At 71.6% G+C, this 22,283-nt stretch carries 22 protein-coding genes; 11 read left to right on the plus strand and 11 right to left on the minus strand.

The genetic code is table 11. The annotated features are described in order from the left end of the window. Nucleotides 1–18: 18 nt before the first annotated feature. Nucleotides 19–306 (plus strand): HesB/IscA family protein, encoded by a 288-nt coding sequence (locus ACFOY2_RS08610; protein WP_379527399.1) that lies wholly within the window; start codon nucleotides 19–21, stop codon nucleotides 304–306. A gap of 43 nt (nucleotides 307–349) precedes the next feature. On the opposite strand, the gene ACFOY2_RS08615 is transcribed toward ACFOY2_RS08610, so the two are convergent. Beyond that, nucleotides 350–1,330, minus strand: a complete 981-nt coding sequence (locus ACFOY2_RS08615) for an acetylxylan esterase (RefSeq protein ID WP_379527400.1) — start codon at nucleotides 1,328–1,330, stop codon at nucleotides 350–352. Between the two features lie 178 nt (nucleotides 1,331–1,508). Continuing rightward, entirely contained in the window at nucleotides 1,509–5,531 is a 4,023-nt protein-coding gene (locus ACFOY2_RS08620; RefSeq protein ID WP_379527401.1) for a hypothetical protein, read from the minus strand. A gap of 257 nt (nucleotides 5,532–5,788) precedes the next feature. On the opposite strand from ACFOY2_RS08620, the gene ACFOY2_RS08625 reads away from it, so the two are divergent. Genes ACFOY2_RS08625 through ACFOY2_RS08635 form a run of 3 tightly spaced genes read left to right on the plus strand, consistent with a single transcriptional unit; the run spans nucleotide 5,789 to nucleotide 7,438 of the window. Then, a complete protein-coding gene (locus ACFOY2_RS08625; RefSeq protein WP_379527402.1) occupies nucleotides 5,789–6,211 on the plus strand; it encodes a VOC family protein in 423 nt (140 codons plus the stop codon). 4 nt (nucleotides 6,212–6,215) lie between these two features. Continuing rightward, a complete protein-coding gene (locus ACFOY2_RS08630) occupies nucleotides 6,216–7,199 on the plus strand; it encodes a MerR family transcriptional regulator (RefSeq protein ID WP_379527403.1) in 984 nt (327 codons plus the stop codon). Between the two features lie 44 nt (nucleotides 7,200–7,243). Continuing rightward, nucleotides 7,244–7,438 (plus strand): DUF1918 domain-containing protein, encoded by a 195-nt coding sequence (locus tag ACFOY2_RS08635; protein WP_379527404.1) that lies wholly within the window; start codon nucleotides 7,244–7,246, stop codon nucleotides 7,436–7,438. On the opposite strand, the gene ACFOY2_RS08640 is transcribed toward ACFOY2_RS08635, so the two are convergent. Beyond that, nucleotides 7,435–7,962, minus strand: a complete 528-nt coding sequence (locus tag ACFOY2_RS08640) for a hypothetical protein (protein ID WP_379527405.1) — start codon at nucleotides 7,960–7,962, stop codon at nucleotides 7,435–7,437. The two genes, ACFOY2_RS08635 and ACFOY2_RS08640, sit on opposite strands and share 4 nt — an antisense overlap. 75 nt (nucleotides 7,963–8,037) lie before the next feature. Here ACFOY2_RS08640 and ACFOY2_RS08645 point away from each other — a divergent pair, with 75 nt between their 5' ends. From ACFOY2_RS08645 to ACFOY2_RS08655, 3 genes are read left to right on the plus strand one after another with little or no spacing between them, the layout of a single operon-like run. Beyond that, the gene (locus ACFOY2_RS08645; RefSeq protein ID WP_379527406.1) at nucleotides 8,038–8,706 is read left to right on the plus strand and encodes an HAD family hydrolase; all 669 of its coding nucleotides are present in this window, start codon (nucleotides 8,038–8,040) and stop codon (nucleotides 8,704–8,706) included. A gap of 33 nt (nucleotides 8,707–8,739) precedes the next feature. Beyond that, nucleotides 8,740–9,285, plus strand: a complete 546-nt coding sequence (locus tag ACFOY2_RS08650) for a GNAT family N-acetyltransferase (protein ID WP_379527407.1) — start codon at nucleotides 8,740–8,742, stop codon at nucleotides 9,283–9,285. A 40-nt stretch (nucleotides 9,286–9,325) separates the two neighbouring features. Continuing rightward, the gene (locus ACFOY2_RS08655; RefSeq protein ID WP_379527408.1) at nucleotides 9,326–10,087 is read left to right on the plus strand and encodes an SDR family NAD(P)-dependent oxidoreductase; all 762 of its coding nucleotides are present in this window, start codon (nucleotides 9,326–9,328) and stop codon (nucleotides 10,085–10,087) included. 16 nt (nucleotides 10,088–10,103) lie between these two features. On the opposite strand, the gene ACFOY2_RS08660 is transcribed toward ACFOY2_RS08655, so the two are convergent. The 8 genes from ACFOY2_RS08660 to ACFOY2_RS08695 are packed head-to-tail and all read right to left on the minus strand — an operon-like array spanning nucleotide 10,104 to nucleotide 18,807. Further along, nucleotides 10,104–11,525, minus strand: coding sequence for an aldehyde dehydrogenase family protein (locus tag ACFOY2_RS08660; protein ID WP_379527409.1), 1,422 nt, complete (start codon nucleotides 11,523–11,525; stop codon nucleotides 10,104–10,106). After that, nucleotides 11,522–12,670 carry a P1 family peptidase gene (locus tag ACFOY2_RS08665; RefSeq protein ID WP_379527410.1) on the minus strand — a complete coding sequence of 383 codons (1,149 nt, stop codon included), beginning with the start codon at nucleotides 12,668–12,670 and terminating at the stop codon, nucleotides 11,522–11,524. The genes ACFOY2_RS08660 and ACFOY2_RS08665 overlap by 4 nt, the downstream gene beginning before the upstream one ends. Further along, a complete protein-coding gene (locus ACFOY2_RS08670; protein ID WP_379527411.1) occupies nucleotides 12,670–13,845 on the minus strand; it encodes a M20 family metallopeptidase in 1,176 nt (391 codons plus the stop codon). Before ACFOY2_RS08670 ends, ACFOY2_RS08665 begins: the two co-directional genes overlap by 1 nt. After that, nucleotides 13,842–14,663, minus strand: coding sequence for an ATP-binding cassette domain-containing protein (locus ACFOY2_RS08675; RefSeq protein WP_379527412.1), 822 nt, complete (start codon nucleotides 14,661–14,663; stop codon nucleotides 13,842–13,844). Before ACFOY2_RS08675 ends, ACFOY2_RS08670 begins: the two co-directional genes overlap by 4 nt. Then, nucleotides 14,632–15,552 (minus strand): ABC transporter ATP-binding protein, encoded by a 921-nt coding sequence (locus tag ACFOY2_RS08680; RefSeq protein ID WP_379527413.1) that lies wholly within the window; start codon nucleotides 15,550–15,552, stop codon nucleotides 14,632–14,634. Before ACFOY2_RS08680 ends, ACFOY2_RS08675 begins: the two co-directional genes overlap by 32 nt. Further along, nucleotides 15,549–16,382 (minus strand): ABC transporter permease, encoded by an 834-nt coding sequence (locus ACFOY2_RS08685; protein ID WP_379527414.1) that lies wholly within the window; start codon nucleotides 16,380–16,382, stop codon nucleotides 15,549–15,551. Before ACFOY2_RS08685 ends, ACFOY2_RS08680 begins: the two co-directional genes overlap by 4 nt. Beyond that, nucleotides 16,379–17,317, minus strand: coding sequence for an ABC transporter permease (locus ACFOY2_RS08690; RefSeq protein WP_379527415.1), 939 nt, complete (start codon nucleotides 17,315–17,317; stop codon nucleotides 16,379–16,381). The genes ACFOY2_RS08685 and ACFOY2_RS08690 overlap by 4 nt, the downstream gene beginning before the upstream one ends. Next, nucleotides 17,314–18,807 (minus strand): ABC transporter substrate-binding protein, encoded by a 1,494-nt coding sequence (locus ACFOY2_RS08695; RefSeq protein WP_379527416.1) that lies wholly within the window; start codon nucleotides 18,805–18,807, stop codon nucleotides 17,314–17,316. The genes ACFOY2_RS08690 and ACFOY2_RS08695 overlap by 4 nt, the downstream gene beginning before the upstream one ends. Nucleotides 18,808–18,896: 89 nt before the next feature. Here ACFOY2_RS08695 and ACFOY2_RS08700 point away from each other — a divergent pair, with 89 nt between their 5' ends. From ACFOY2_RS08700 to ACFOY2_RS08715, 4 genes are all read left to right on the plus strand, one after another. Then, on the plus strand, nucleotides 18,897–19,649 hold the full coding sequence (locus ACFOY2_RS08700; protein ID WP_379527417.1) for a FadR/GntR family transcriptional regulator: 753 nt from the start codon (nucleotides 18,897–18,899) through the stop codon (nucleotides 19,647–19,649). Between the two features lie 33 nt (nucleotides 19,650–19,682). Beyond that, complete coding sequence (locus ACFOY2_RS08705) at nucleotides 19,683–20,648, plus strand: adenylate/guanylate cyclase domain-containing protein (protein WP_379527418.1); 966 nt, start codon at nucleotides 19,683–19,685, stop codon at nucleotides 20,646–20,648. A gap of 110 nt (nucleotides 20,649–20,758) precedes the next feature. After that, complete coding sequence (locus tag ACFOY2_RS08710; protein WP_379527419.1) at nucleotides 20,759–21,241, plus strand: SigE family RNA polymerase sigma factor; 483 nt, start codon at nucleotides 20,759–20,761, stop codon at nucleotides 21,239–21,241. Beyond that, complete coding sequence (locus ACFOY2_RS08715) at nucleotides 21,238–22,278, plus strand: hypothetical protein (RefSeq protein ID WP_379527420.1); 1,041 nt, start codon at nucleotides 21,238–21,240, stop codon at nucleotides 22,276–22,278. Before ACFOY2_RS08710 ends, ACFOY2_RS08715 begins: the two co-directional genes overlap by 4 nt. The last annotated feature ends 5 nt before the right edge of the window (nucleotides 22,279–22,283 follow it).

Below are 22,283 nucleotides of genomic sequence, written 5' to 3' on the forward strand. Positions count from 1 at the left end.
CCGTGAGGAGGAGCCGTAGTGCTCACCCTGACAGCCAACGCAGCCCAGGCGATTCGTGATCTGACCGCGTCCGCGCCCGAGCCTGCCCAGAGCGGGATTCGCATCTCGTCTCAGGGCGAGGGCTCGAGTTCGCTCACCCTTTCGCTGGCCACCGCTCCGGAGCCGGCTGACGCCGTGGTGGAGACCGAGGGGGCTCGGGTGTACCTCGACCCTGTGGCGGCAACCGTGCTGGACGACAAGGCCTTGGACGCCGGGGCCGATGACAAGGGAAGCGTGTCGTTCGTGGTCACAGAACAGACCGCTTGACGACGGGGCCCCGCCGCGCCGCACCGGCGCGGCGGGCACCCGCCTATCCGTCGGAAAGGAGCTTGTGGAGGTAGCGCAACTGCTCCTCCGACTGGAAGCCGCCGCCGCCCTCATGGTTGTTCCACGGCCAGACGGTGATCTCCTTGGGGCCCTGCCAGTGGTTGTAGGCGGCGAACACCGTGGACGGCGGGCACACGTCGTCCATCAGCCCCACGGAGTACAGCGCGGGCACCTGGCCACGGGCGGCGAAGTTCAGGCCGTCGAAGTATGACAGCGTGCGGAACACCTGCTCGGAGGTGTTCCTGCGGGTGGACAGGAAGCGCACCAGCTCCTGGTACGGGTCGCGCCCGGTGATCTCCACCGCCCGCCGGAAGTGGGTCAGGAACGGCACGTCGATGAGGGCCGCCTTGACCGCCGGATGCAGCGCGGCCGTGGCCTGGGCGATGCCGCCGCCCTGACTGCCTCCTGAGACGACGATGCGGGCGGGGTCCACGTCCGGGTGCTCGCACACGGCGTCCACGGCCCTGACGGCGTCGGTGAACACGCGCCGGTAGTAGTAGTCGCCTGGGTCGAGGAGGCCGCGCGTCATCATGCCGGGGGCCTGCGGGCCGGCGCTGCCGTGCGGGTCGCCGGTGGTGCCGGGGCTGCCGGCGTTCGCGCCGCCGTGGCCGCGCGTCTCCATCACGAACACCGCGTACCCGGCCGCCGGCCACATCAGGTGGTCCTTGGGGAAGCCCCGGCCGCCGCTGTAGCCGATGTAGTGGACCACGCACGGCAGCGGCCCCTCGATGCCCTGCGGGACCAGGAACCAGCCGTTGATGCGGTGCCCGCCCCAGCCGGCGAACGAGACGTCGTGCACCTTCACGCTGACGAAGGGGACGTCGTAGGGGACGTACTCGGCGGCCAGGTCGAACTCCCTGGCCTCGGCCAGGGTCGCCGACCAGAAGTCGTCGAAGTCGGCGGGCTCGTCGCGGTCGGGAAGGTAGGAGCGCAGCTTCTCAAGCGGCAGGTCGAACAGTGGCACGAGGTGTCTCCAAAGCGTAGAACGACTTTGACATTTCACCTCATCCAAACGGTAAACGCTATCCCAGTCTCATAAGGGACACGCGGAGGCGCACGGCCGCCCGGGGAGACGCGGCCGTGCGGGTCCTCAGCGTTTCGCGGGCCGGTGGACGCGCCACCGGCCCGCGAAACCAGCGGGATCAGCGTTCTGGGCTCGACGGAGCCCCGGTGGCCGAGCAGCCCCCGGCCTTGGTCCCCGCGACCTTCCACTGCGCCCCGGGGAACGGGCTCATGAAGTGCGTCAGCAGGTCCACCGCATAGTCGGGCACCTGCCCGCCGGGATCCAGCAACGACACCATCTGCGGCCCGTCGGCCCCGCGCAACGTGATCGCGTTCTTCCCCCCGGCGGCCGCGAACCCGGGCTTGGCGTCGACCGTCACGCACGCCAGGCTGATCCCGGCCGCCTTGACCTCCTGCTTGGCCCCGATCCTGCGCATCCGCTGGTCGTAGCGGCGCATCGCCAGCGTCGAGGTCGGCCCGAGGCGTACGGAGTCGTTGAAGACGTCGTCGCCGATCTCCCTGCTCAGCTTGAGGTCGATGGCCACCTCCGGCCGCAGGTCCACGCCCTTGGCGGTGATGTCCAGGCGCCCGTAGTTGCCCTCGAAGCCGGGGGCGACGTAGCCGAGGGCCGGCGGCGCCTTCAGTCCGAAGGGGACCTTACCTGGTCTGACGCGCAGCCACGACAGTTGCCGTACCGACAGCCCCACGGCCTTGACCGAACTCTGCGCCAGCCCGAACTCCCCGCCGACGTGGTAGGTGAGGAACCCGGTCGTGTACGGCACCTCCTGGCTCACCGCGACCCGCTGACGCGGGACCGCATCCACCTTCAGGCCCGCGCGCAGCGCGATCTGCCCGGTCGGCACCGGTTTGGAGACCAGGTCGAGCGTCTGGTCCGGGTTGAGCCTGATCGTGGTGTCGGCGGCCAGGTCCTTGACGGCGAACGACACGTCCCCGAGGCGTCCCTGCGGATCCACCAGCCCGCTCTCGACGCCGAGATAGCCGTCGAGGGTGCTGCGGTCCGACTTGTAGGTCACGGCCGGCACGCTCAGCCCGGCCGCCGAGGCGTCGGCGTCCACTCCGAAGGTGGCGGGCACGTCGGAGAAGCGCAGTTCGCCGGTGCCCTTCCCGGCCATGGTGACCTTGGCCGCCAGGCGCTTGACGGGGGCGGAGTTCTGCACCCTGATGCGGGTCTTGGCGCCGTACGTCCCCTGGACGGCCACGGAGGCGGGCACCGGGTCGATCGCCACGTGCCCGCGCAGCCCGGTGGTCTCGGCCCGCACGTCGAGCGAGCCCAGCGTGGCCGCCGGCTCGATGCGGTAACCGGCCTTGACCGCGTTGCCCTGGGCCACCTCGAACGGCCCCAGCGACATGCTGGTGATCTTCGAGGGGAGCCCGCTCAGGGTGGCCGCGGCCTTGATGGGCACGGGTGACAGGACGCTGCTGGCCAGGTAGACGCCCAGGTTCCGGCTGCGGGGCTGGAACCCGGAGAACGCGAACGTCTTGGCCGCGAGGTCCACCGTCACCTGGTCGGGCAGCCCCGTCACGTCCAGGTACCCCTGGAGGCCGAAGCAGCCGCGCTGCGGCGTGCAGAAGGGGCCCTGGGCGCAGCCCGCGGAGCCGGCCGCGCAGCCGCCGTCCACCAGGGAGATGCCGCCGGCGACGGCCGGGGCGGCCCGCATGCGCGACAGCGCCCCGACCTTGCCGAGCCAGGCGCGGGCACGCACGTCCAGGTGCGAGCCGGAGTAGGTGAGCTTGCCGTCGGCGGTCGAGACCGCCAGGCGGCCCGGCACCGGGCCGAGCGTGCCGACGAGCCCGAACCGCGTGTCGGCCTGGGTGACGTCGGCGTCCACGGCCAGGCGCTGCTTGGCCGAGCGGAAGTCGGCGTTGAACCCCTGGGCCGCCGGGCTGAACTCGACGTGCGCGAGCCCCTTGACCAGCACGCTGCCGTCCAGGTCGCCGGAGGCCTGGTCGTAGTGCGCCGCCAGGTGCGGCCCCGTGGGCGCCTTGGCGTCGTCGTGGTTGGTGAACGCCAGCGCGGCAGAGCCGACCGGCCCCGACAGGCCGCGGAAGCGGTAGGAGGCGGGGTTCCATGAGGCGTCGAAGCGGGCGGGCACGTCGCTCACGTCGGCGGCGGCCCGGACGTAGCGTCCGCCTATCTTGGTTCTGGCCAGGGCGGTCACCTTGTCGACCGGCCCCGCGGAGTCCCAGGTGAGGGTTCTGGCCTTGGTGTCGGCGACCAGTTCGACCCGTTTGCGTACGCCTTCGACGCTCGCCTGAAGGTCCTCTCCCGACGGCGAGGTCACGTTGGCCTTGTTGGCGTAGACGTTGACGCGGCCGAGCTTGGAAGAGCTGCTGACCTTGACGGTCGCGCGTTCCCCCAGCTCCCACGATGCCTTGACGTCGTCGCGCACGCCGAGCACGGTGCCGTCGATCGTCGGCCCCGACTTCAGGTTGACGTAGGCGGCGCGCACCTTGTCGATGAGGCCGCTGGCCTGGTAGGCGGCCTTCCTGCCGGTGGGGTCGAGGGCGACGTCCACGCTGGAGGGCGTGTTGGAGATCTCCAGCTTGGCCAGGTGGGTGCGGTCGATGCTGGCCGCGCCGACGAACGACCGTCCGCTGGAGTCGACCTCCAGGTGGGCGCGCGGCGAGCCGCCGTAGGTGACGTCGAACCCGCGCAGCCCCGACAGCAGCCCCGACACACCGACCGCGGCCCCATCCTTGATCATGGTGACGTGACCGCCGCGCGGGCTGGAGACGGCGCCCTCGTTGCGCTGCAGCACCACCGCGAACCTGCCGATGGGCGAGCTGGTCTTGTGCGTGACGCGGTTCTCGGTCAGGTCGTTGACCAGGCGCACCTTGGCGGGCAGGTCGCTCAGCTCGGCCTTGACCACGGTCTTGTCCGCGGCCCTGTCGAAGTAGTGCACTTCGGCCGAGCCGGCGCGCGAGCGGTCCGCGTCCATCGACAACGTCTGTTTGGCGGCGTTGCCGCCGTATTTGACGGCGAAGGTCTGCGGCACCTTCCGCATCTCGACGCCGACCATCCGGGCCAGCCGCCCGTCGCGGTAGGTGAAGTGGTGCACCTGGCCGCGCTCGATCGGGGACGGGCTGGAGAAGCGGATGTCGCCGCCCGCCACCCTGATGCCGGCGCGGCTGGGCATGCGGTCGAGCACGGCGTGGGTGAACTGGCGGCCGGTCACCGCCAGGGCCTCCAGCTTGGCCGATCCGGACGCCTCGACGTCGAAGGAGGGCGGGTCGAGGGCGGCGTTCACGGTGAGCTGCTCGGTGGCCGGCGTCTGACGCAGGCTGACGGCGCTCTTCCCGGTCAGCCCCGCGATGACGGACGCCGACTCCCCCGGCTCCTTGCGCTTGACGCTGGCCTTGACCCGCTTGCCCGCCATGTCCACGGTGAACGTGCCCGATTCGTAGGCCGCCAGTGAGGACCCTCGGCGCAGGCCGTCGAAACCGACCGACACCTTACCGTCGTACTCGGCCCAGACCCTGGCCTTGAGCCCCTCCTGCGACAACCTCCTGACCGCGAACCCGAGCCCGACGGAGCCTCCCGACGCGTTCATGGCCGGCAGCAGGTCGGCGGCCAGGTCGGGCTTGTTGTCGCCGGTGACGTCGGCCGCCACGGGCGTGCCGACCGGGCGCTGGATCGTGCACGAGACCGGCACGTCGGCGCTTTCGACGCAGAGCCGGTACGTCAGCCCCGGCACCACCTTCCCGAGCCCGTCGAACGCCTTGATGACCGACGCCAGCGGCTTGAGCGGCGTCAGCGTCTGCGCCTGGGCGGTGTCGGGCAGCACGTCGCGGACGGCGGGCACCTGCGTGCCGAGACCCTGCTCCTTCTGTACGGCGGCTGCCTCGGCGGTGAGCTCGTCGACGAGTCTCGGCCCGGCAGGCGTGGTCACCTCGGGCGTGCCCGGCCCCACCTTCTGCTCTCCGGCGGGCCTGGTGGCAAGCGACGCCTGCGTCGGAACGGTGACCGCGGCTGCGGGCGGCTCCTGTACGGCGGGCACGGGCCGGATCTTGACCGCGGACTGGACCCTGGCCTGAGCTGGGGCCTGGGTCGGGACCTGCGCCTGGACGGCGGCCGGCGTGGCCACCATGACGGTGCTTGCGATGGACATCGAAGCGAGCACGCGCAGGAGGGCGTGCGGCATGTAGCGTTCTCCCCCGGACCGGTCTAAGTCATCCCATCAGAAACATAAGTCACGAGACGACCATATTTCCTCACATGTAGTCAAACCATCACCTGACGTGGAACTCCAAGTTCAGGGGTGGTATAGGGGCATATGGGGTGAGACCACCAGCATGGCGACGTCGACCAGCAGCCACGGATCCCCGAAGATCATGACCGGATCGAAGAAGGGGCCACGCGGCTTCCTCCGTCAATGGGGCGCCTATAGGGTCAACGGGCATGGACGTCACCGGAACGCTGCACCACATCGAGATCTGGGTGCCCGATCTGGGGCGGGCCGTCGCCGGCTGGGAGTGGCTGCTCAAGGAGCTCGGCTACGTCCTCCACCAGGACTGGAGCGACGGCCGGAGCTGGAAGCTGGGGGCGACGTACATCGTGATGGAGCGTTCGCCCGCGCTCACCGACGACCGGCACGACCGGTGCCGTCCCGGCCTGAACCACCTGGCCTTCCACGTGGCCGATCGCGCCCTGGTCGACTCCCTGGCCGAGCGGGCGCCCGCGCACGGGTGGCGGCTGATGTTCCCCGAGCGGCATCCGTACGCGGGCGGGGAGCGGCACTACGCCGCCTACCTGGAGGACGCCGACGGGTTCGAGGTCGAACTGGTCGCCTTGAGTCTCCCGTTGGAGGAGACACGAGAGTGAGGCCATGAACGGCGACCCGCTCTACTCGATCGGCGACCTGGCCCGGCGGACCGGGCTGACGGTCAAGGCCATCCGGTTCTACTCCGATGAGGGGATCGTGCCGCCCGCCGACCGCAGCCCGGCCGGCTACCGCCGCTACGACCTCGACGCCGTCGCCCGCCTCGACCTCGTACGGACGCTGCGCGAGCTGGGCGTGGACCTGCCCACGATCCGCAAGGTCGTGGACCGGGAGCTCTCGCTCGCCGAGGTCGCCGCCGCGCACGCCGAGGCGCTGGCGGTGCGGATCCGCACGCTGCGGCTGAGGCGCGCGGTGCTGACGGCGGTGGCCAGGCGCGGGTCCACATCTGAGGAGATGGATCTGATGCACAAGCTGGCCAGGCTCTCCGAGGACGAACGCCGACGGCTGATCGGCGACTTCCTCTCCGCCACCTTCGACGGCCTGGACGCCGACCTCGGCGGCGTGGCCGGCTCGCTGACCCCCGAACTGCCAGACGACCCAGAACCCGAGCAGGTCGAGGCGTGGGTGGAGCTGGCCGAGCTGGCCCAGGACCCCGGCTTTCGCGCCCGCGTGCGCGGCATGGCGGAACGGCTCGCGGCCGACGCGCGGCGAAGAACACTCCCGCGCCGCGATCCCGTCGCGCTCGTCCGCGACGAGGCGGGCCCGGCCGTGGCGGCGGGCGTCGATCCGGCCTCGCCGCGAGCCGATGAGGTCGTGGCGGCGGTGACGGCGGCCTACGCACGCGACCGGGGCCTGACGGAGGCCGCCGGACTGCGGGCCGCGCTGGAGGGGGCGGACGACCCTCGGTGGGACCGCTACCTGGAGTCGCTCGCGGTGATCAACGGCTGGCCGCCCCCGCGCCCGACGGCCCCGGCCGTGCACTGGTTCGTCGAAGCCCTGCGCGCCCGCGAACAGGGCTGCGGCCACTCGGGTGTCATCGGGGAACTCGGCCAGTCGCCTTTGCGCGGCGGCCCGTCTGGTGCAAGGTGAGGAGGAACCTCAAAGGCGCCGGACCCCGGTTGAGAGGAACCGCCATGCAGGCAAGCGTCGGTGACACGCTGCTCTTCCACGGCAACGTCGTCGGCCAGCGTGACAGGAAGGCCGAGATCATCGAGGTCCGCGGGCGCGACGGCAGCCCTCCCTACGTCGTCCGCTTCGGCGACGGGCACGAGCAGCTCGTCTTCCCCGGACCGGACGCGGTGGTCGAGCCGACCCTCGCCTCCGACTAACCGAAAACGAGCGAGCGCAGGGCCCCGGCGGCGCCGTCGCCGGAACCGGCGGCGGTCACGTTGCCGTCGCGGTCGCGCACGATCGCGGTGACCTGCGACTGCTGCGCGTCCAGGGCCAGCGTGATGGTGTGGCCCTCGACCAGCAACGCGTCGGCGTCGACCCGGTTGGAGGTGGCAGAGCGCTCGATCAGGCGGCCGGCCCCCACCAGGGCGGCGACCGGGTTGCGGTGGCGGCTCAGCAGGATGGGCATGTCGTCGTACGGCTGGGCGGCCTGCCGGACGAGCTCGCCCAGCTTGCCGCGGGCCGACGACACCGACAGCACGGGCAGGCCGCTCAGCACGCCGGACACCTGCGACAAGGGCACCAGGGCAGCCCATTCCCAGCGTTCACGGGTGATCAGGGTGATGGAGCCGAAACCTGCGGAACGGATCAGGGAGCCCCAGCGGGCGCGCGCGTCCTCGACGCCGACGGGGGCGCCGTAGCGTGCCACCAGGTCGTCGTACTCACGGCGGTCGTTGATCATCTAGAAATCGTAAGGCACCTTACAGAACTTCTCAACCTGGCCGAGGGACGGCCTGCGCCGGAAGGGCGGCATGAGGTGAAGGTGGTCGTCTTCGATGCGATGGGCGTTCTGTACCGGTACGGCGACGTTCAGGGACGGGTACTGATCCCGTACCTGCGAGCCCAGGGATGCCACGCGCCCGAACAGGACATCCGGAAGGCCTACCGCGCCGCCACGCTGGGGCGGCTGACCACGGACGGGTTCTGGGCGGCGGTCGGCCTGACGGCCCGCGACGAGCACTACTGCCAAGAGCACCGTCTCACCGAGGGCACCCTGGAGGCGCTCGACGAGCTGGCCGGGGCGGGACTGGAGGCGGCCTGCCTGAGCAACGACACGGCGGCATGGTCGGCGCTCGTCCGCCGCAGATTCGGGCTTGAGCGGCGCATCCGGCGCTGGTTCATCAGCTCCGGCCTGCGGGTTCGCAAGCCCGATCCGGCCGCGTACGAGGCGGTCCTCGACGCGCTGAACGTGCCCGCCTGGCAGGTCGTGTTCGTGGACGACCGGCCGGTCAACCTGGCTCCTGCCCGCGCTCTGGGGATGCGCACGGTGCTCTTCCGCAGCGACGACACCGACGCCCACCCCGCGCCAGGATCGCCGCACGAGGTCGGGTCGATGCGAGAGCTGGTCGCGGCCGTGCGCCGGATCCACCGTCCGATGGATGCCGGGCGGGCCTCGCCGACGGGCAGGTCACCCGACGGGTCATGAGCCCGCGTTCCTCCGCTCGGTTAACGTGTGCCGGTGCACATTTACCTGGAAACCGACCGGCTCATCCTGCGCCGTTTCACCGAGTCCGACGCCGACCACCTCTTCGAGCTCAACAACGACCCGGAGGTCATGCGTTACCTCAACGGCGGCAAGCCGACGCCGCGTACGACGATCGTCGAGGAGACGCTGCCCAGGCTCATCGCCTCGGACTTCTTCGCGACCATCGAGAAGTCGTCCGGGACGTTCCTCGGTTGGTTCCACCTGCGGGCGCCCAAGGACGCGCCCGCCGACGAACCCGAGCTGGGTTACCGGCTGCACAAGGCGGCCTGGGGCAAGGGGTACGCGTCCGAGGGCTCGCGGGCGCTGATCGACAAGGCGTTCCTGGAGCTGGGGGCGCGGCGGGTGTTCGCGCAGACGATGACCGTCAATCGAGGGTCGCGGCGGGTGATGGAGAAGTCCGGGCTGCGCTTCGTACGGACCTTCCACCCGGAGTGGGACGATCCGATCGAGGGGGCCGAGGAGGGCGAGGTCGAGTACGAACTGCTCCGCGCCGACTGGGAATCCGTCCAGGGCCGGTAGACCTGGTGCACTGGTCGGACCAGTCGCTAGGGTGCCTCGTATGGGATATGACGCGCTGTTCCGCCTGGACGGGCGGCGGGCCGTGGTGATCGGGGCGGGAAGCGGCATCGGCAGGGAGGCGGCGCTGGCGCTGGCCGCCCACGGGGCGTCCGTGGTGTGCGCCGATCGCGACCTGGCCTCGGCGCGGGAGACGGCCGCCGGGTGCGGCGGGGACGCCCGGCTGCTCGACGTGCTCGACGCCGCGGCCGTGCGCGCGTTCGCCGACGCCGAGCCCGCCGACGTTCTGGTGTTCACCGCGGCCACGAACGTCCGCAAGCGGCTGCTCGACTACTCCGGCGAGGAATTCGACCGGGTCGTGGGGCTGAACCTGCGCGCCTCGTTCGACGTGGTGCGGGCGTTCGGTGCGGGGATGGTGGCGCGGGGCCGCGGCTCGATCATCGGGTTCGCCTCGATCCGGGCCTCCGTGACCGAGCCGGGGCAGGGCGTCTATTCCGCGACGAAGGCCGGGCTCGTGCAGTTGCTGCGGACGGCTGCGGCGGAGTTCGGCCCGCACGGGGTCCGGGTGAACGCGATCGCGCCCGGCGTCGTGGAGACGCCGCTGACCAGGCAGATCAAGGACAACCCCGGCTGGTACGACGCCTACGCCGCCAAGAGCGCCCTCGGCCGGTGGGCATCGGCCGAGGAGATGGCCGGGGCGGTGGTCTATCTGGCGGGCGACGCGGCCAGCTTCGTGACAGGCTCGGTGCTGTACGTGGACGGCGGCTGGACCGCCGTCGACGGCCGCTTCGACCCACCCAACTAGCCACCCGCACGATCGGCTACGGCCGGATGACGGCCATCCGGGTGACGGTCAGTTCTTCGATGGCGAAGCGGGGCCCTTCGCGGCCGATGCCCGAGTCCTTGACCCCGCCGTACGGCATGTTGTCCGCCCTGAACCCCGGCACGTCATTGACCACCACTCCCCCGGCCTCGATCCGCTCGATCGCCGCGAACGCCGTCGCCAGCGACCGGGTGAAGACGGCCGCGTGCAGGCCGTACCTGGAGGTGTTGACGGCGGCGAAGGCGGCGTCGAGGTCGGGCACCGGGCGTACGCACACCACCGGCCCGAAGATCTCCTCGTCCCAGGCCGTCGCCCCGTCGGGGACGCCGTCGAGGACGGTCGGGGCGATGGCGCGGCCTTCGCGGTGGCCGCCGGTGATCGTCCGGGCGCCGGAGGCGGCGATCCAGTCCAGGACGCGTTCGGTGGCGGCCTCGTCGATGAGCGGGGCGACGCGGGTGCCGGGCAGGCGGGGGTCGCCGACGGAGACGTTCTTGACGCGGGCGGCCAGCAGGGACAGGAACTCCTCGCGTACGGGCTCCTCGACCAACACCCGCTGGACCGAGATGCACGCCTGGCCGGAGGCGTAGTAGCCGCCGCGTACGACGGCGTCGGCGGCGGCCTCGAGGTCGGCGTCGGCCGCGACGACGAGGGCGGCGTTGGAGCCGAGTTCGAGCAGGACCTTGGTGGGGGCGGCGCCCCTGGCGATGGCGTGGCCGGCGGCGGCCGAGCCGGTGAAGGAGACCGCGCCGATGCGCCTGTCCTCGACCAGCGTGCGACCGACCTCGACGTCTCCGGTGACGACCTGTACGGCGGCCGGTGGGAGCACGTTCGCCGACCGCAGGAGGTGCGCCAGCCAGAGCGTGGCCAGCGGCGTCGCGGGGGCCGGTTTGACGATCACGGGACAGCCGGCGGCCACGGCAGGGGCGATCTTGTGGGCGGCGAGCAGGAGCGGGTAGTTGAAGCCCGTGATGCCGACGACGACGCCGATGGGCCGCCGCGTCCAGAACCCGATCAGCCCCTCGCCGGAGGGCAGCAGGTCCAGCGGCACGGTCTCCCCGTGCAGCCTGGCCACCTCCTCGGCGGCCGTGGTCAGGGTGAGCAGCGTTCTGGCCACCTCGACCTGGCAGTCGACCAGGGGTTTGCCGGTCTCCATGACGAGCAGGCGCTCGAACTCCTCACGGTTGGCGCGCAGGGCGTCATGCGCGTGGGTGAGGGCGGCGCGCCGGGCGTGCGAGGGCGTGGCGGCCATGGCGGGCGCGGCGGTCAGGGCCTCCTCCAGCGCTCGTGCCGCATGGGCTTGGTTGCCCAGCGGGGCCCGGGCGACCGGCGAACCGTCGTAAGGGAAGATCACCTCGGTGGTCCGCGCGGTCTCCACCCATCCGTCGCCGATGGGCAACCCGGACGGCCAGTCGTTGGTCATGAGCCTCCCCCTTGAGCGCTCGGGAACACGTCGAGGTACGCGGGCGCGTCCTCGCGGCCGGTGGCGGTCAGGACGGCGTGGGCCACGGCGCGGGCGAACGCGTCGGCCGCCGCCGCGAGCACGTCCTGGAAGACGTCGTGGCCGGGGGCGTGGGTCGCGCACGTGGCCAGGCCGAAGATGGTGTCGCCGTCGGTCATGGTGTGGGCCGGCCTGATCGCCCTGGCCAGGCCGTCGTGGGCGACGGCGGCCAGTTTGCCGCACTGGGCCTTGGTGAGGGTGAGGTCGGTGGCCACCACGCCGATGGTGGTGTTGAACGACGGGGCCATGACCGGGTTCCAGGCGTCGACCTCCTGGCGCGTGGGGGTGTGGAGGTGGCCGAACTCGCCTGGCAGGCCGTACCTGGCGCCGGCCAGAGTGCCGTCGGCCGGGTCCAGGACGGAGCCCGCGGGGTTGGCCACGGCAAGGGCGGCAACGGTGGTGCCGTCGGGCAGTACGGTGCTCGCCGTCCCCACCCCTCCGGCCAACCCTCCGGCCAACGCCCCGGTACCGGCCCCGATCGACCCGCTCGCCGTCGGAGACGCCGTCCTTTGGGTGAAGGCCCTGCCACCCGGCACCCCGATCCCACCACCATCCACCGTCACGATCCCGCCCGATGGTGCGGTCCCCTGGAGTGCTTCCCCGCCGTCCGGGGTTGCGGTCTTTTCTGGGAGGGCGGCCGGGGAAGGGCCGGCAGCGTCGTAGGCGGCGGTGCCCAGGGTGGCGTCCGGGACGGCGCGGAAGACGCCTCCGCGTCCCAGGTCGAAGATGACGTCCGCGGGGACGATCGGCACCACGCCACCGGCCACCGGATACCCGATCCCGTCGTCCGCGAGCCGCTCCATCACCCCGCACGCCGCCCCCAGCCCGTACGCGCTCCCGCCCGTCAGGACCACGGCGTGCACGCGTTCGACGAGGTTGCGCGGGTCGAGCAGTTCGGTCTCCCTGGTCCCCGGGGCGGCGCCGCGCACGTCGACCCCGGCCACCGCACCGGCGGGAGGGGGCAGGACGACGGTGGTGCCCGTCAGGTGGCCGCCGCCGACGCGCTGCGCGTGCCCGACGCGCAGCCCCGCGACGTCCACCAGGGAGTTCGTGGGCCCGGTCCGCATCAGAAGTCCCTGTGCAGGAACCTGCGGGCGGCTTCGGCGAACACCCGGGTGCACCGCACGATCTCGGCCACCTCGACGTACTCGTCCGCCTGGTGGGCGATCCACTTCCCGCCCGGCCCGTACACCACGGACGGGATCCCGCCCCAGTGCGTGAGCACGGTCCCGTCGGTGGAGCCGGGGACGCCGCCGTAGACGGGTTCCTGCCCGGTGACGGCCCGATGGGCGGCGGCCAGCGCGGCCACCACCGGGTCGGACGTGGGCACGTCCACCGGCGGCCGGTCCACCAGCACCGACACCTCGGCGGTGATGCCCTCGGCGGCGGAGGCGAGCACGGCGACCCGGTCGGCGACGGTCTTGTGCTCGACACCGGGGATCGTCCGCACGTCCACGAAGAGCGAGGCGACGGCGGGGATGACGTTCACCTGCGCCTCGGCGCCGGCCTGCAGGACGGTCGGCGTCACGTACACCTCGCCGAGGTGCTCGTGGGCGGGGTGGCGCGCCTGGAGCTCCTCCTGCAGGGCCGCGAGCGCCACCAGCAGCGTGCCGAGCGCGGGGATCGGGTTGCGGCCGTGCTGCGGCATCGCCCCGTGCGCCATCTTGCCGGTGAGGTCCACCCGCAGCCGCAGCGCGCCCTTGGCGACCGCGCAGATCTCGCCGGCCTCGGGTTCGGCCACGATGGCGCCGTCGACGTCCGCCGTCAGCCCCTCTGAGACGAAGTGGTGGGCGCCGAGCATGAGCCCTTCCTCGTCGGCCAGCGCGCACACCTTGATCCGCCCGGGGAACGGGCCCGCGAGTTGCAGGGCTCGGGTGGCGTACAGGGTGGCGGCCAGTCCTGACTTCATGTCGGCGCTGCCCCGCCCCCACAGCCTGCCGTCGCGGATCTCCGCGCCGAACGGGTCGACGGTCCACGTGGACAGGTCGCCCTCGGTCACCACGTCCGTGTGGCCCTCGAACATCAGCGTCGGCCCGGCGCCGCCCCCGCCCTCGACCACGGCCACCACGTTGGGCCGGTCGGGCGCCACCTCGTACACGACCGGCTCCCAGCCCCACTCCCGCATCCTGGCCGCGACGAGTTCGGCGGCGGCCCGCTCGCGGCGGCCCGGGTCGTTGGTGCTCGGGATGCGCACCAGCGCCTGAGTGAACTCCACCACTGCGTCGGCATCGACGTCGATCACAACAGTCCCTCCAGAGTCGGCACGGCCCGCAGCAACGTGCGCGTGTAGGGGTGGGCGGGCGCGGCCCAGACCTCGTCCACCGGCCCGCTCTCCACGATCTCGCCCGCGTTCATGACCGCGACCGTCTCGCACACGTGCCGCACCACCGACAGGTCGTGCGAGACGAACACGATCGTCAACCCGAGCTCGTCGGCCAGGTCGGCGAGCAGGTTGAGTATCTGCCCTCGGACGGAGACGTCCAACGCGCTGACCGGCTCGTCGGCGACGAGGACCTTCGGCCGGGGCGCGAGCGCGCGGGCGATCGCGATGCGCTGGCGTTGCCCGCCGGAGAACTGGTGCGGGTAGCGGCCGGCGGCCGAGGCGGGCAGGCCGACGGCCTCCAGCAGTTCGGCCACCCGCCCGGCGACCGGCAGCCCGAGGGCGACGAGCGGCTCGGCGACGAGGTCGCGCACCCGCATGCGGGGGTCGAGCGAGCTCATCGGGTCCTGGAAGACGATCTGGAGGTTCTCGCGCAGGAACCGCAGGCGGCGTTCCGGCCTGCCGGTGATCTCCTGGCCGTCGAACGTGATGGAGCCGCCGGTGGGCTGGTCGAGCGCGCACAGCAGGCGCAGCAGCGTGGACTTGCCCGACCCTGACTCGCCGACGATGCCGAACCGCTCGCCTCGGTGGACGGTGAGCGACACCCCGCGCAGCGCGTGCACGGCCGCGCCCGCTTTGGCGAGCGAGGTGCGGGGCCGCTGGTAGACCCGGGTGAGGTCGCGGACCTCGATCAGCGGGTCGCGGTCGTCAGCCGGCGGGGTGCCAGCATGCGTGGGCATGGCCGTCTCCTGTCAGCGCCGGCGCCGACTCGCACGCCGGGGTGGTGTGCGGGCAGCGGTTGCTGAACACGCAGCCGTCCGGGAACTGTCCCGCGCCCGGCACGCTGCCCTTGATGGTGGGCAGGCGGGTGCCGCGCGGGGTGAGTTTGGAGGCGGCCAGCAGGCCCTCGGTGTAGCGGTGGCGGGGCCGGGTGAAGACCTCGCGGATGGGGCCCGACTCGACGACGCGGCCGCCGTACATGACCAGGACCCGCTCGCAGAGCGAGGCGACCACGGCCAAGTCGTGGGTGATGAACAGCAGCGCGGGCGCGACCTCGGCGATCAGCTCCAGCATCTGCTTCTGCACGGTGACGTCGAGCGCGGTGGTGGGCTCGTCGCAGATGAGCAGTTCGGGCTCGTTGGCCAGGGCGATGGCGAGCATGACGCGCTGCCGCTGGCCGCCGGAGAGCTGGTGCGGGTAGGCGCGGGCGATCTGTGCGGGTTCGGGCAGGCGGACGCGTTCGAGCAGGTCGATCGCCCGCGAACGGGCCCGGGCGCGGGGCGTGCCGTGCAGCGTCATGGCCTCGGCGACCTGGGCGCCGATGCGCATGAGGGGGTTCAGCGCGGTCATCGGCTCCTGGAAGACCATGGAGAGGCGGCGTCCGCGCAGGTCCTTCAACCGGCTCTCCGGCACGCCGACCAGGTCCCTGTCGCCGAGCCTGGCCCGTCCGAGGGCGCGCACGCCCTCGGGGAGCAGGCCCATGAGGGACAGCGCGGTCAGCGACTTGCCCGAGCCCGACTCGCCGATCAGCCCGACGCGTTCGCCCGGCGCGATGTCGAACGACACCTCGCGCACCAGCTCGACGGAGTCGGCCCGCACGCTCAGGCCCTCGACGCTCAGCGTGTTCACGCCTCCTCACCCGCTCTCCTGAGCTTGGGGTCGAGATAGTCGCGCAGGCCGTCGCCGAGGAGGTTGAAGCCGAGCACCGCCAGCGCGATCGCCAGCCCCGGCCACAGTGCCAGGCGCGGCGTGGAGAACAGCAGCTCCTGCGACTCCTGCAGCATCCGCCCCCATGAGGGGGTCGGCGGGCGGGTGCCGAAGCCGAGGAACGACAGCGCCGCCTCGGCCAGGATCGCGATCGCGAACGACACCGACGCCTGCACGATGAGGACGGAGCCGATGTTGGGCAGCACGTGCCGCATGGCGATGGCCGTCCTGCGGCGCCCCGCGGCTCTGGCGGCCAGGATGTAGTCGGTGACCATGACCTGGAGTGTGGCGGCGCGGGCCACGCGGGCGAACGCCGGCACCGTGGCCACCCCGATCGCGATCATGGCGGTGAGCGTGCCCGCCCCGTAGACCGCGCCGAGCATGACGGCCAGCAGCAGCGCGGGGAAGGCGAACACGAGGTCGTTGACCCGCATGATCAGCTCCGACAACCAGCCGCGCGGCGTCATCCCGGCGATCACGCCGAGCGGGACGCCCAGCGCGGCGGCGATGCCGACGGCCACGACGCCCACGTACAGGGTGGTGCGGGCGCCGATCATGAGCTGGCTGAAGGTGTCGCGGCCGAACTTGTCGGCGCCCAGCAGGTAGCCGTCGCCGGGTTCGCGGAGCTTGCGGGCGGCGTCCACGAGGGTCGGGTCGTGCGGCGTCCAGAAGAACGAGACGAGCGCGGCCAGCACGACGAGCCCGACGAGCGCGCCGCCGGCCAGCAGCCCGGCGTTGACCCGGCCCCTCATCGCAGCCTCGGGTCGAGCAGGTGGTAGGCCACGTCCACCACGAAGTTGATCAGCAGGACGGCTGCCACGAGCACCATCACCACGCCTTGGACGAGCAGCAGGTCGCGCCCGGCGACGCCGCCCAGCAGCAGGTCGCCGAGCCCGGGGATGACGAAGACCCGCTCGACCACGACCGCGCCGACCAGCAGCGTGGCCAGTTGCAGGCCGAGCACGGTGACGACGGGGATGGAGGCGTTGCGCAGGCCGTGCCGCCACAGCGCGCCCGTGCTGCCCCGGCCCTTGGCGCGGGCGGTGCGCAGGTAGTCCTCGCGCATCACGTCGAGTACGGCGGTGCGCACGTAGCGGGTGAGCACCGCGCCCTGGACGAGCCCGAGCGACAACCACGGCAGCAGCAGGCCGCGCAGCCACTCCCCCGGGTCCTCCGAGATCGGCACGTAGCCGCCGGACGGCAGCGCCTGGGCCTGCACCGCGAAGACGAACACGAGCAGGATGCCCGCCAGGAACGCCGGGACGGCGATGCCGACCTGGCTGGCGGCGCTGATGGCGGCGCCGAGCGGGTCGCGGTGGTGGACGGCGGCGAACGTGCCGAGGGGCACCGCGATCACCAGCGCCACCGCCATGCCGCCGAGCACCAGGACGGCGGTGACGCCGAGCCGGTCGCCGATCTGCGGGCCGATGGGCGAGCTGGTGACGTAGGAGGTGCCGAAGTCGCCCTGGACGAGACCGCCGAACCAGTCGAGGAACTGCACGACGGGCGTCCTGTCGGTGCCGAACCGTGCGCGCAGCTCGGCCACCGCCTCCGGGGTGGCGTTGACGCCCAGCGCGATCTCCGCGGGGTCGCCGGGCAGCAGCGCCATGAACGCGAACACCGCCACGGCGGCCACCACGGTGCCGGCCAGCAGCACGGCCAGCCGCTTGATCAGGTAAAGGGTCACTGTTTGGCGAGCGCGGTGAAGTCGAAGGACTCCGCGATGGCGTTCTTCGGCAGCCCGGTGACGCCCTTCTTCGCCACGATCAGGTTCGGGAAGAGGAAGAGCCAGTCGGCCGCGGCGTCGTCGGACAGCAGTTTGGCGGCCTTCTTGAGGTCGTCGATCTGCTGCTGTTCTGTGCCTTCGTCGGCGGAGGCGAGGAGTTTGCCGAACTCGGGATTGTCATACCTGAAGTAATACGACTTGTCGGCAAAAATCCCCATGTCTCGGGGTTCGACGTGGTTGATGATGGACAGGTCGTAGTCGCCCTTCGTGAACACCTGGTCCAGCCACCGGGCGGGGAACTCCAGCGGCTCGATCTCGGCCGTGATGCCCACCTGGGCGAGCTGCGACTTGACGACCTGCGCGCTCGCGACCGCGTACGGCAGGTTGGGGATGCGCATCTTGACGTTCAGCGTCCTGCCGCCGAGCAGCGCCTTGGCCTTGGCCGGGTCGTAGGGGTAGTCGCCGGTGCGGTCCTCGTACCACGGGTCGGTCGGCGGCGCCATCGAGCCGATGAGCTGCCCGCGCCCTGCCCAGGCGGTCTCCAGCAGCGCCTTGTGGTCGATGGCGTGCCGGACGGCCTGCCTGGCCTTGATGTCGTCGAACGGCGGGCGGCTGTTGTTCATCGACAGCACGACCTCGCCGTTCGTGGTGCCCTCGATGGTCTGGAAGCGGTTGGGGTCGGCGAACTGCTGCAGCGACTCGGGTGCCTGCACGCTGGAGATGGCCTCGATGCCGCCGCTCAGCAGCGCGTTGTTCATCGCCGTGGCGTCCTTGAAGTACTTCAGCGTGATCGCCGACAGGGCCGGCTTGGCGCCCCAGTAGGAGGTGTTGGCGTTGAGCTGGATGGAGTCGCCGCGCCGCCACGAGCCGAGCACGTAAGGGCCGGTGCCGACGGGCTTGTTGGCCAGGTCGGAGACCCCCGTGCGGCTGAACATGGCGCCGAGCCTGGTGGCCATCGAGTACAGGAACCCGTTGCTCGGCTTCTTGAGCGTGACGACAGCGGTGGAGTCGTCCTTCTTCTCCACTTTGTCGACGACGTCGAGCTGCGACTTGATCTTGAGCTTCCAGTCGGACTTCACCCGGTCCAGCGAGAACACCACGTCGTCGGCGGTGAACGCCGCGCCGCTGCTGAAGGTGGCGTTCTTGCGCAGCGTGAAGGTGTAGGTCCTGCGGTCCTCGGAGACGTCCCACTTCTCGGCCAGCAGCGGCACGATCGTGCCGTCCTGGTCGAGCTTGACCAGCCCCTCGTAGACGTTGACGAGCAGCGCCTGCGGGATGGCGGCGCCCTCGGTGGAGGTGAAGTCGAGGTTCGCGGGCTCGGCCACGAATCCGACGGACAGCGACTGGGTCTTGGGGGTGGACGGCCCGGCCCCACCATCTGAGCCGCCGCCACAGGCGGCCGTGCTCAGCAGGAGACCGCCGGCGGCGATCCAGATCCCGATTCGCCTCATGTCTCACAGCCTCCTGGCTAGTGCACTGGTCGGACCAGTAGGCTACGCACATTGCCAGTCGGCGGCGGCTCGGGTCAAGGGGGGCTTGCATGGGTGGTCCGCGCTTCGAGCCGGTGCGTGCCGTGCGCGCTTATGAGCGGGTCGTGGAGCAGATCGAGGAGGCCATCGAGGGCGGCACGCTCTGCCCTGGGCAGCGCCTGCCCAGCGAGCGCGAGCTCATGGTGCAGTTCTCCGTCAGCCGCTCCACCGTGCGCGAGGCGCTGCGGGTGCTGCAGGCCCGCGGCCTGGTCCGCTCGCGGCCCGGCGACCCGCACGGAGCGGAGGTGCTGCCGTTCTCCCCCGCCGCATTACACAAGTCGATGACCACGCTGGCCAGGGTGGCGGAGCTGTCGCTGGCCGAGCTGGTGCAGTTCAGGATGGTCCTCGACTCCTCGGCCATCCTGCTGGCCGCGCGGCTGCGCACCGACGAGCAGCTCGCCGAGATGGACACGGCCGTGATCCGCATGCGCGCGGCCGTCGAGGCGGGCGGCGACGACTTCGGCGCCTGCGACGTGGCCTTCCACGACGCGGTGGCGCGCGCCAGCGGCAACAAGCTGATCCAGATCTGCACGGACGTCGTCCGCTCGATCGTGCTCGACCTGATCTCGGAGAAGATCGCCGGCGCACCCGACGGCGAGGCGCTGATGCGGCAGAGCATCCGCCACCACGAGGAGGTCATCGCCGCCGTCCGCACCGGGGACGGCCCGCTGGCCGCCAGGCTGACGCGCCAGAGCATGTACGACTATTACGCCGGATATGTCCCACCCGCCGAGCGGGCGGCGCTGCGGGCCCTCCTCGAATAAGTGACCTGGCCCACAGGGTGTTATCTTGCCCACGTGGCGCTCGAGGATGAGGACCTGCTGGCGGAGGCGTTCCTGCGCGAGCCGCGCCGCTACACCAGTCACCAGGTCGCCGACATGGCCGGGGTGCCGGTCTACCGCGCCCGGCGGCTGTGGCGCGCCCTGGGCTTCGCGAACGTGGCCGACGACGCGGTCGAGTTCACCGAGTCCGACGTCGAGGCGCTCAAGACGATGCTGCGCATGATCAGCACCGGCGCCTACGACGAGGAGCACATGCTGCTGATCGCCCGCTCGATCGGCCGGGCCTCGACCCGGCTGGCCGAGTCGCAGGCCGAGGTGGGCGCCGAGTCGCTCGACCAGGCGGGCGTGCCGCTGGCCGAGCGGGCGCGCGCCTGGCGGCGGCGGGCCGAGATGGTGGTGCCCGACCTGGCGCGGCTGCTCGTCTACGCCTGGCAGCGCCAGCTCGCCGCCGCCGCGGGCCGCATCGCCGGCCAGGACATGAGCGCCGTACGCCTGGCGGTCGGCTTCGCCGACCTGGTCGCCTTCACCCGGCTGAGCAGGCAGATCACCTCCACCGAGCTGGCCAGGCTGATCGACAGGTTCGAGGGGCACTCGGCCGACATCGTCACCTCCACCGGCGGGCGGGTGGTCAAGACGCTGGGCGACTCGGTGCTGTTCGTGGCCGACAAGTCCCACGTGGCGGCCGAGATCGCGCTGCGGCTGGTGGAGACGCACGCGCGCGTCAAGGACATGCCCGAGCTGCGGGTGGGGCTGGCGTCGGGGCCGGTGATGTGGCGCATGGGCGACGTGTTCGGCACGACCGTCAACCTGGCCAGCAGGCTCACCGCACTGTCCCTGCCCGGGACGATCCTGGCCGATCCGCAGCTCGCCGAGGAACTGGAGGGCGACCGGGCCTTCCGGCTGCGCGAGGTCAACCGGCTGTCGGTACGCGGGCTGGGCGAACTGGCCCCCTTCACGGTGACCCGCTCCGAACCCACCTGACACGCCCCGCCCGTCCTTCACACCAACTGTTGTCCTGCTGGGCGCGGGCAACCTCGGTTCGGGTTCGATGCGTCTCTACCGTCAGCAGGCAGGACAGGAGGCACGTCAAGTTGGCGGATAGGGCGGAATATCAGGACTTCGTGGTTTCGAGGGCGGATCGGCTGTTACGCACCGCGTACCTCCTGACCCGCGACTGGGGCACGGCGGAGGACCTGCTGCAGGAGTCGCTGACCAAGGCGTGGTTCGCCTGGCCGGGCATCGAGGAGCCAGAGGCGTACATGCGCAGGGTCCTGGTCACCACGTACACGTCCTGGTGGCGGCGCCGCTGGCGCAGGGAGCTGCCCAGCGACACCCTCCCCGAACAGATCGCGCACGACGCCTCGGGGGCCGGGCGCGAGGAGCTGTGGCAGGCGGTGGGCCGACTGCCCGCCAAGCAGCGGGCGGTGATCGTGCTGCGTTTCTACGAGGACCTGCCGGTGGCCGAGGTCGCCAGGATCCTGGACTGCCACGAGGGCACGGTCAAGAGCCAGACCGCCAAGGCGCTGGCCAAGCTGCGCGTTGACGAATCGATCGTGAAGGAGCTGTACCGGTGACCGTACAAGACCTGCGCGAGGTCCTGCGGGAGCGGGCCGAGGCCCCCTCGCCCGCGAACCCGTACCGCCACGACCAGGTTCGCGCGCGTGTGCGCAGGACGCGGCTGCGGCGGCGCATGGCAGCGGGCGCGACGGCGGCGGTGGCGGCCGTCGCGGCCGTCGCGACGGTCGCGGTCCTGATGCCGGGCACGTCCGAGCCGCGCGAGATCACCGCGGCGACCGGCCAGAAGGGCGGCGAAACCACCGCTGCCGTCGAGCTGCCCGAGCGGTTCACCTCCGACGACGGCACCGACTACCGCCGCGTGGCCGCGCTCTCGATGCGCAAGGACGGACCGAAGAAGGCGTCGGTCGAGGTCCCGGTCTCCGGAAGGCCGCTGGACGTGGCCGGTCGGTGCTTGGGTGAACGCGGCGACTACAGCCCGAAGATCACCGTGAACGGCCGTTCCAACCTACGCCCCAGCTTCTCCCCGTGTTTCAACATGGGGACGACGGAATCACACCCGCTCATCGTGCCGAAGGGCGCGACAAGGGTCACCGTCGAGTTCGACCTGTCCGGCGTCGGGTGCCTCCAGAAGGAGAAGGACGGGCCGTGCCTGCCGGAGCCGCGCGAGGCCGGCTGGAGCCTGGCCGTCTACGAGTGGACGCCGCCCGCGCGACGGGTCGAGCCGGAGCCGGTCAAGGCTTTCCCCGAACGCGTGGGCGACATGCCGCGGATCGCGAACAGCACGGGACTGTCGGACAAGGAGCACGAGTTCACGCTCACGGTCACGAGTTCCAGCGGGAAGATCGGCATCGACCAGCTCTGCACGGGCGACCTGGCCCAGCGGATGTGGTTCAGGTACGAGATCAACGGCGGGGACAATCCGGTGACGGGTAGTTGCGGCGTCTGGAAGAAGGGCCCGTACCCGATGGCGACGGCCGACTTCTCGATCGCCGTCCCCAAGGGCAAGCCGGTGCGGATCACTGGGAGAATGGGCCTGTGGGGTGACTCGACCAACCGTCCGGTCCGATGGTCGGTGGGGGTGTTCTCGAAGTAGGAGGT

The organism is Nonomuraea purpurea (genome assembly GCF_042650645.1).
GTDB classification, from domain to species: domain Bacteria; phylum Actinomycetota; class Actinomycetes; order Streptosporangiales; family Streptosporangiaceae; genus Nonomuraea; species Nonomuraea purpurea.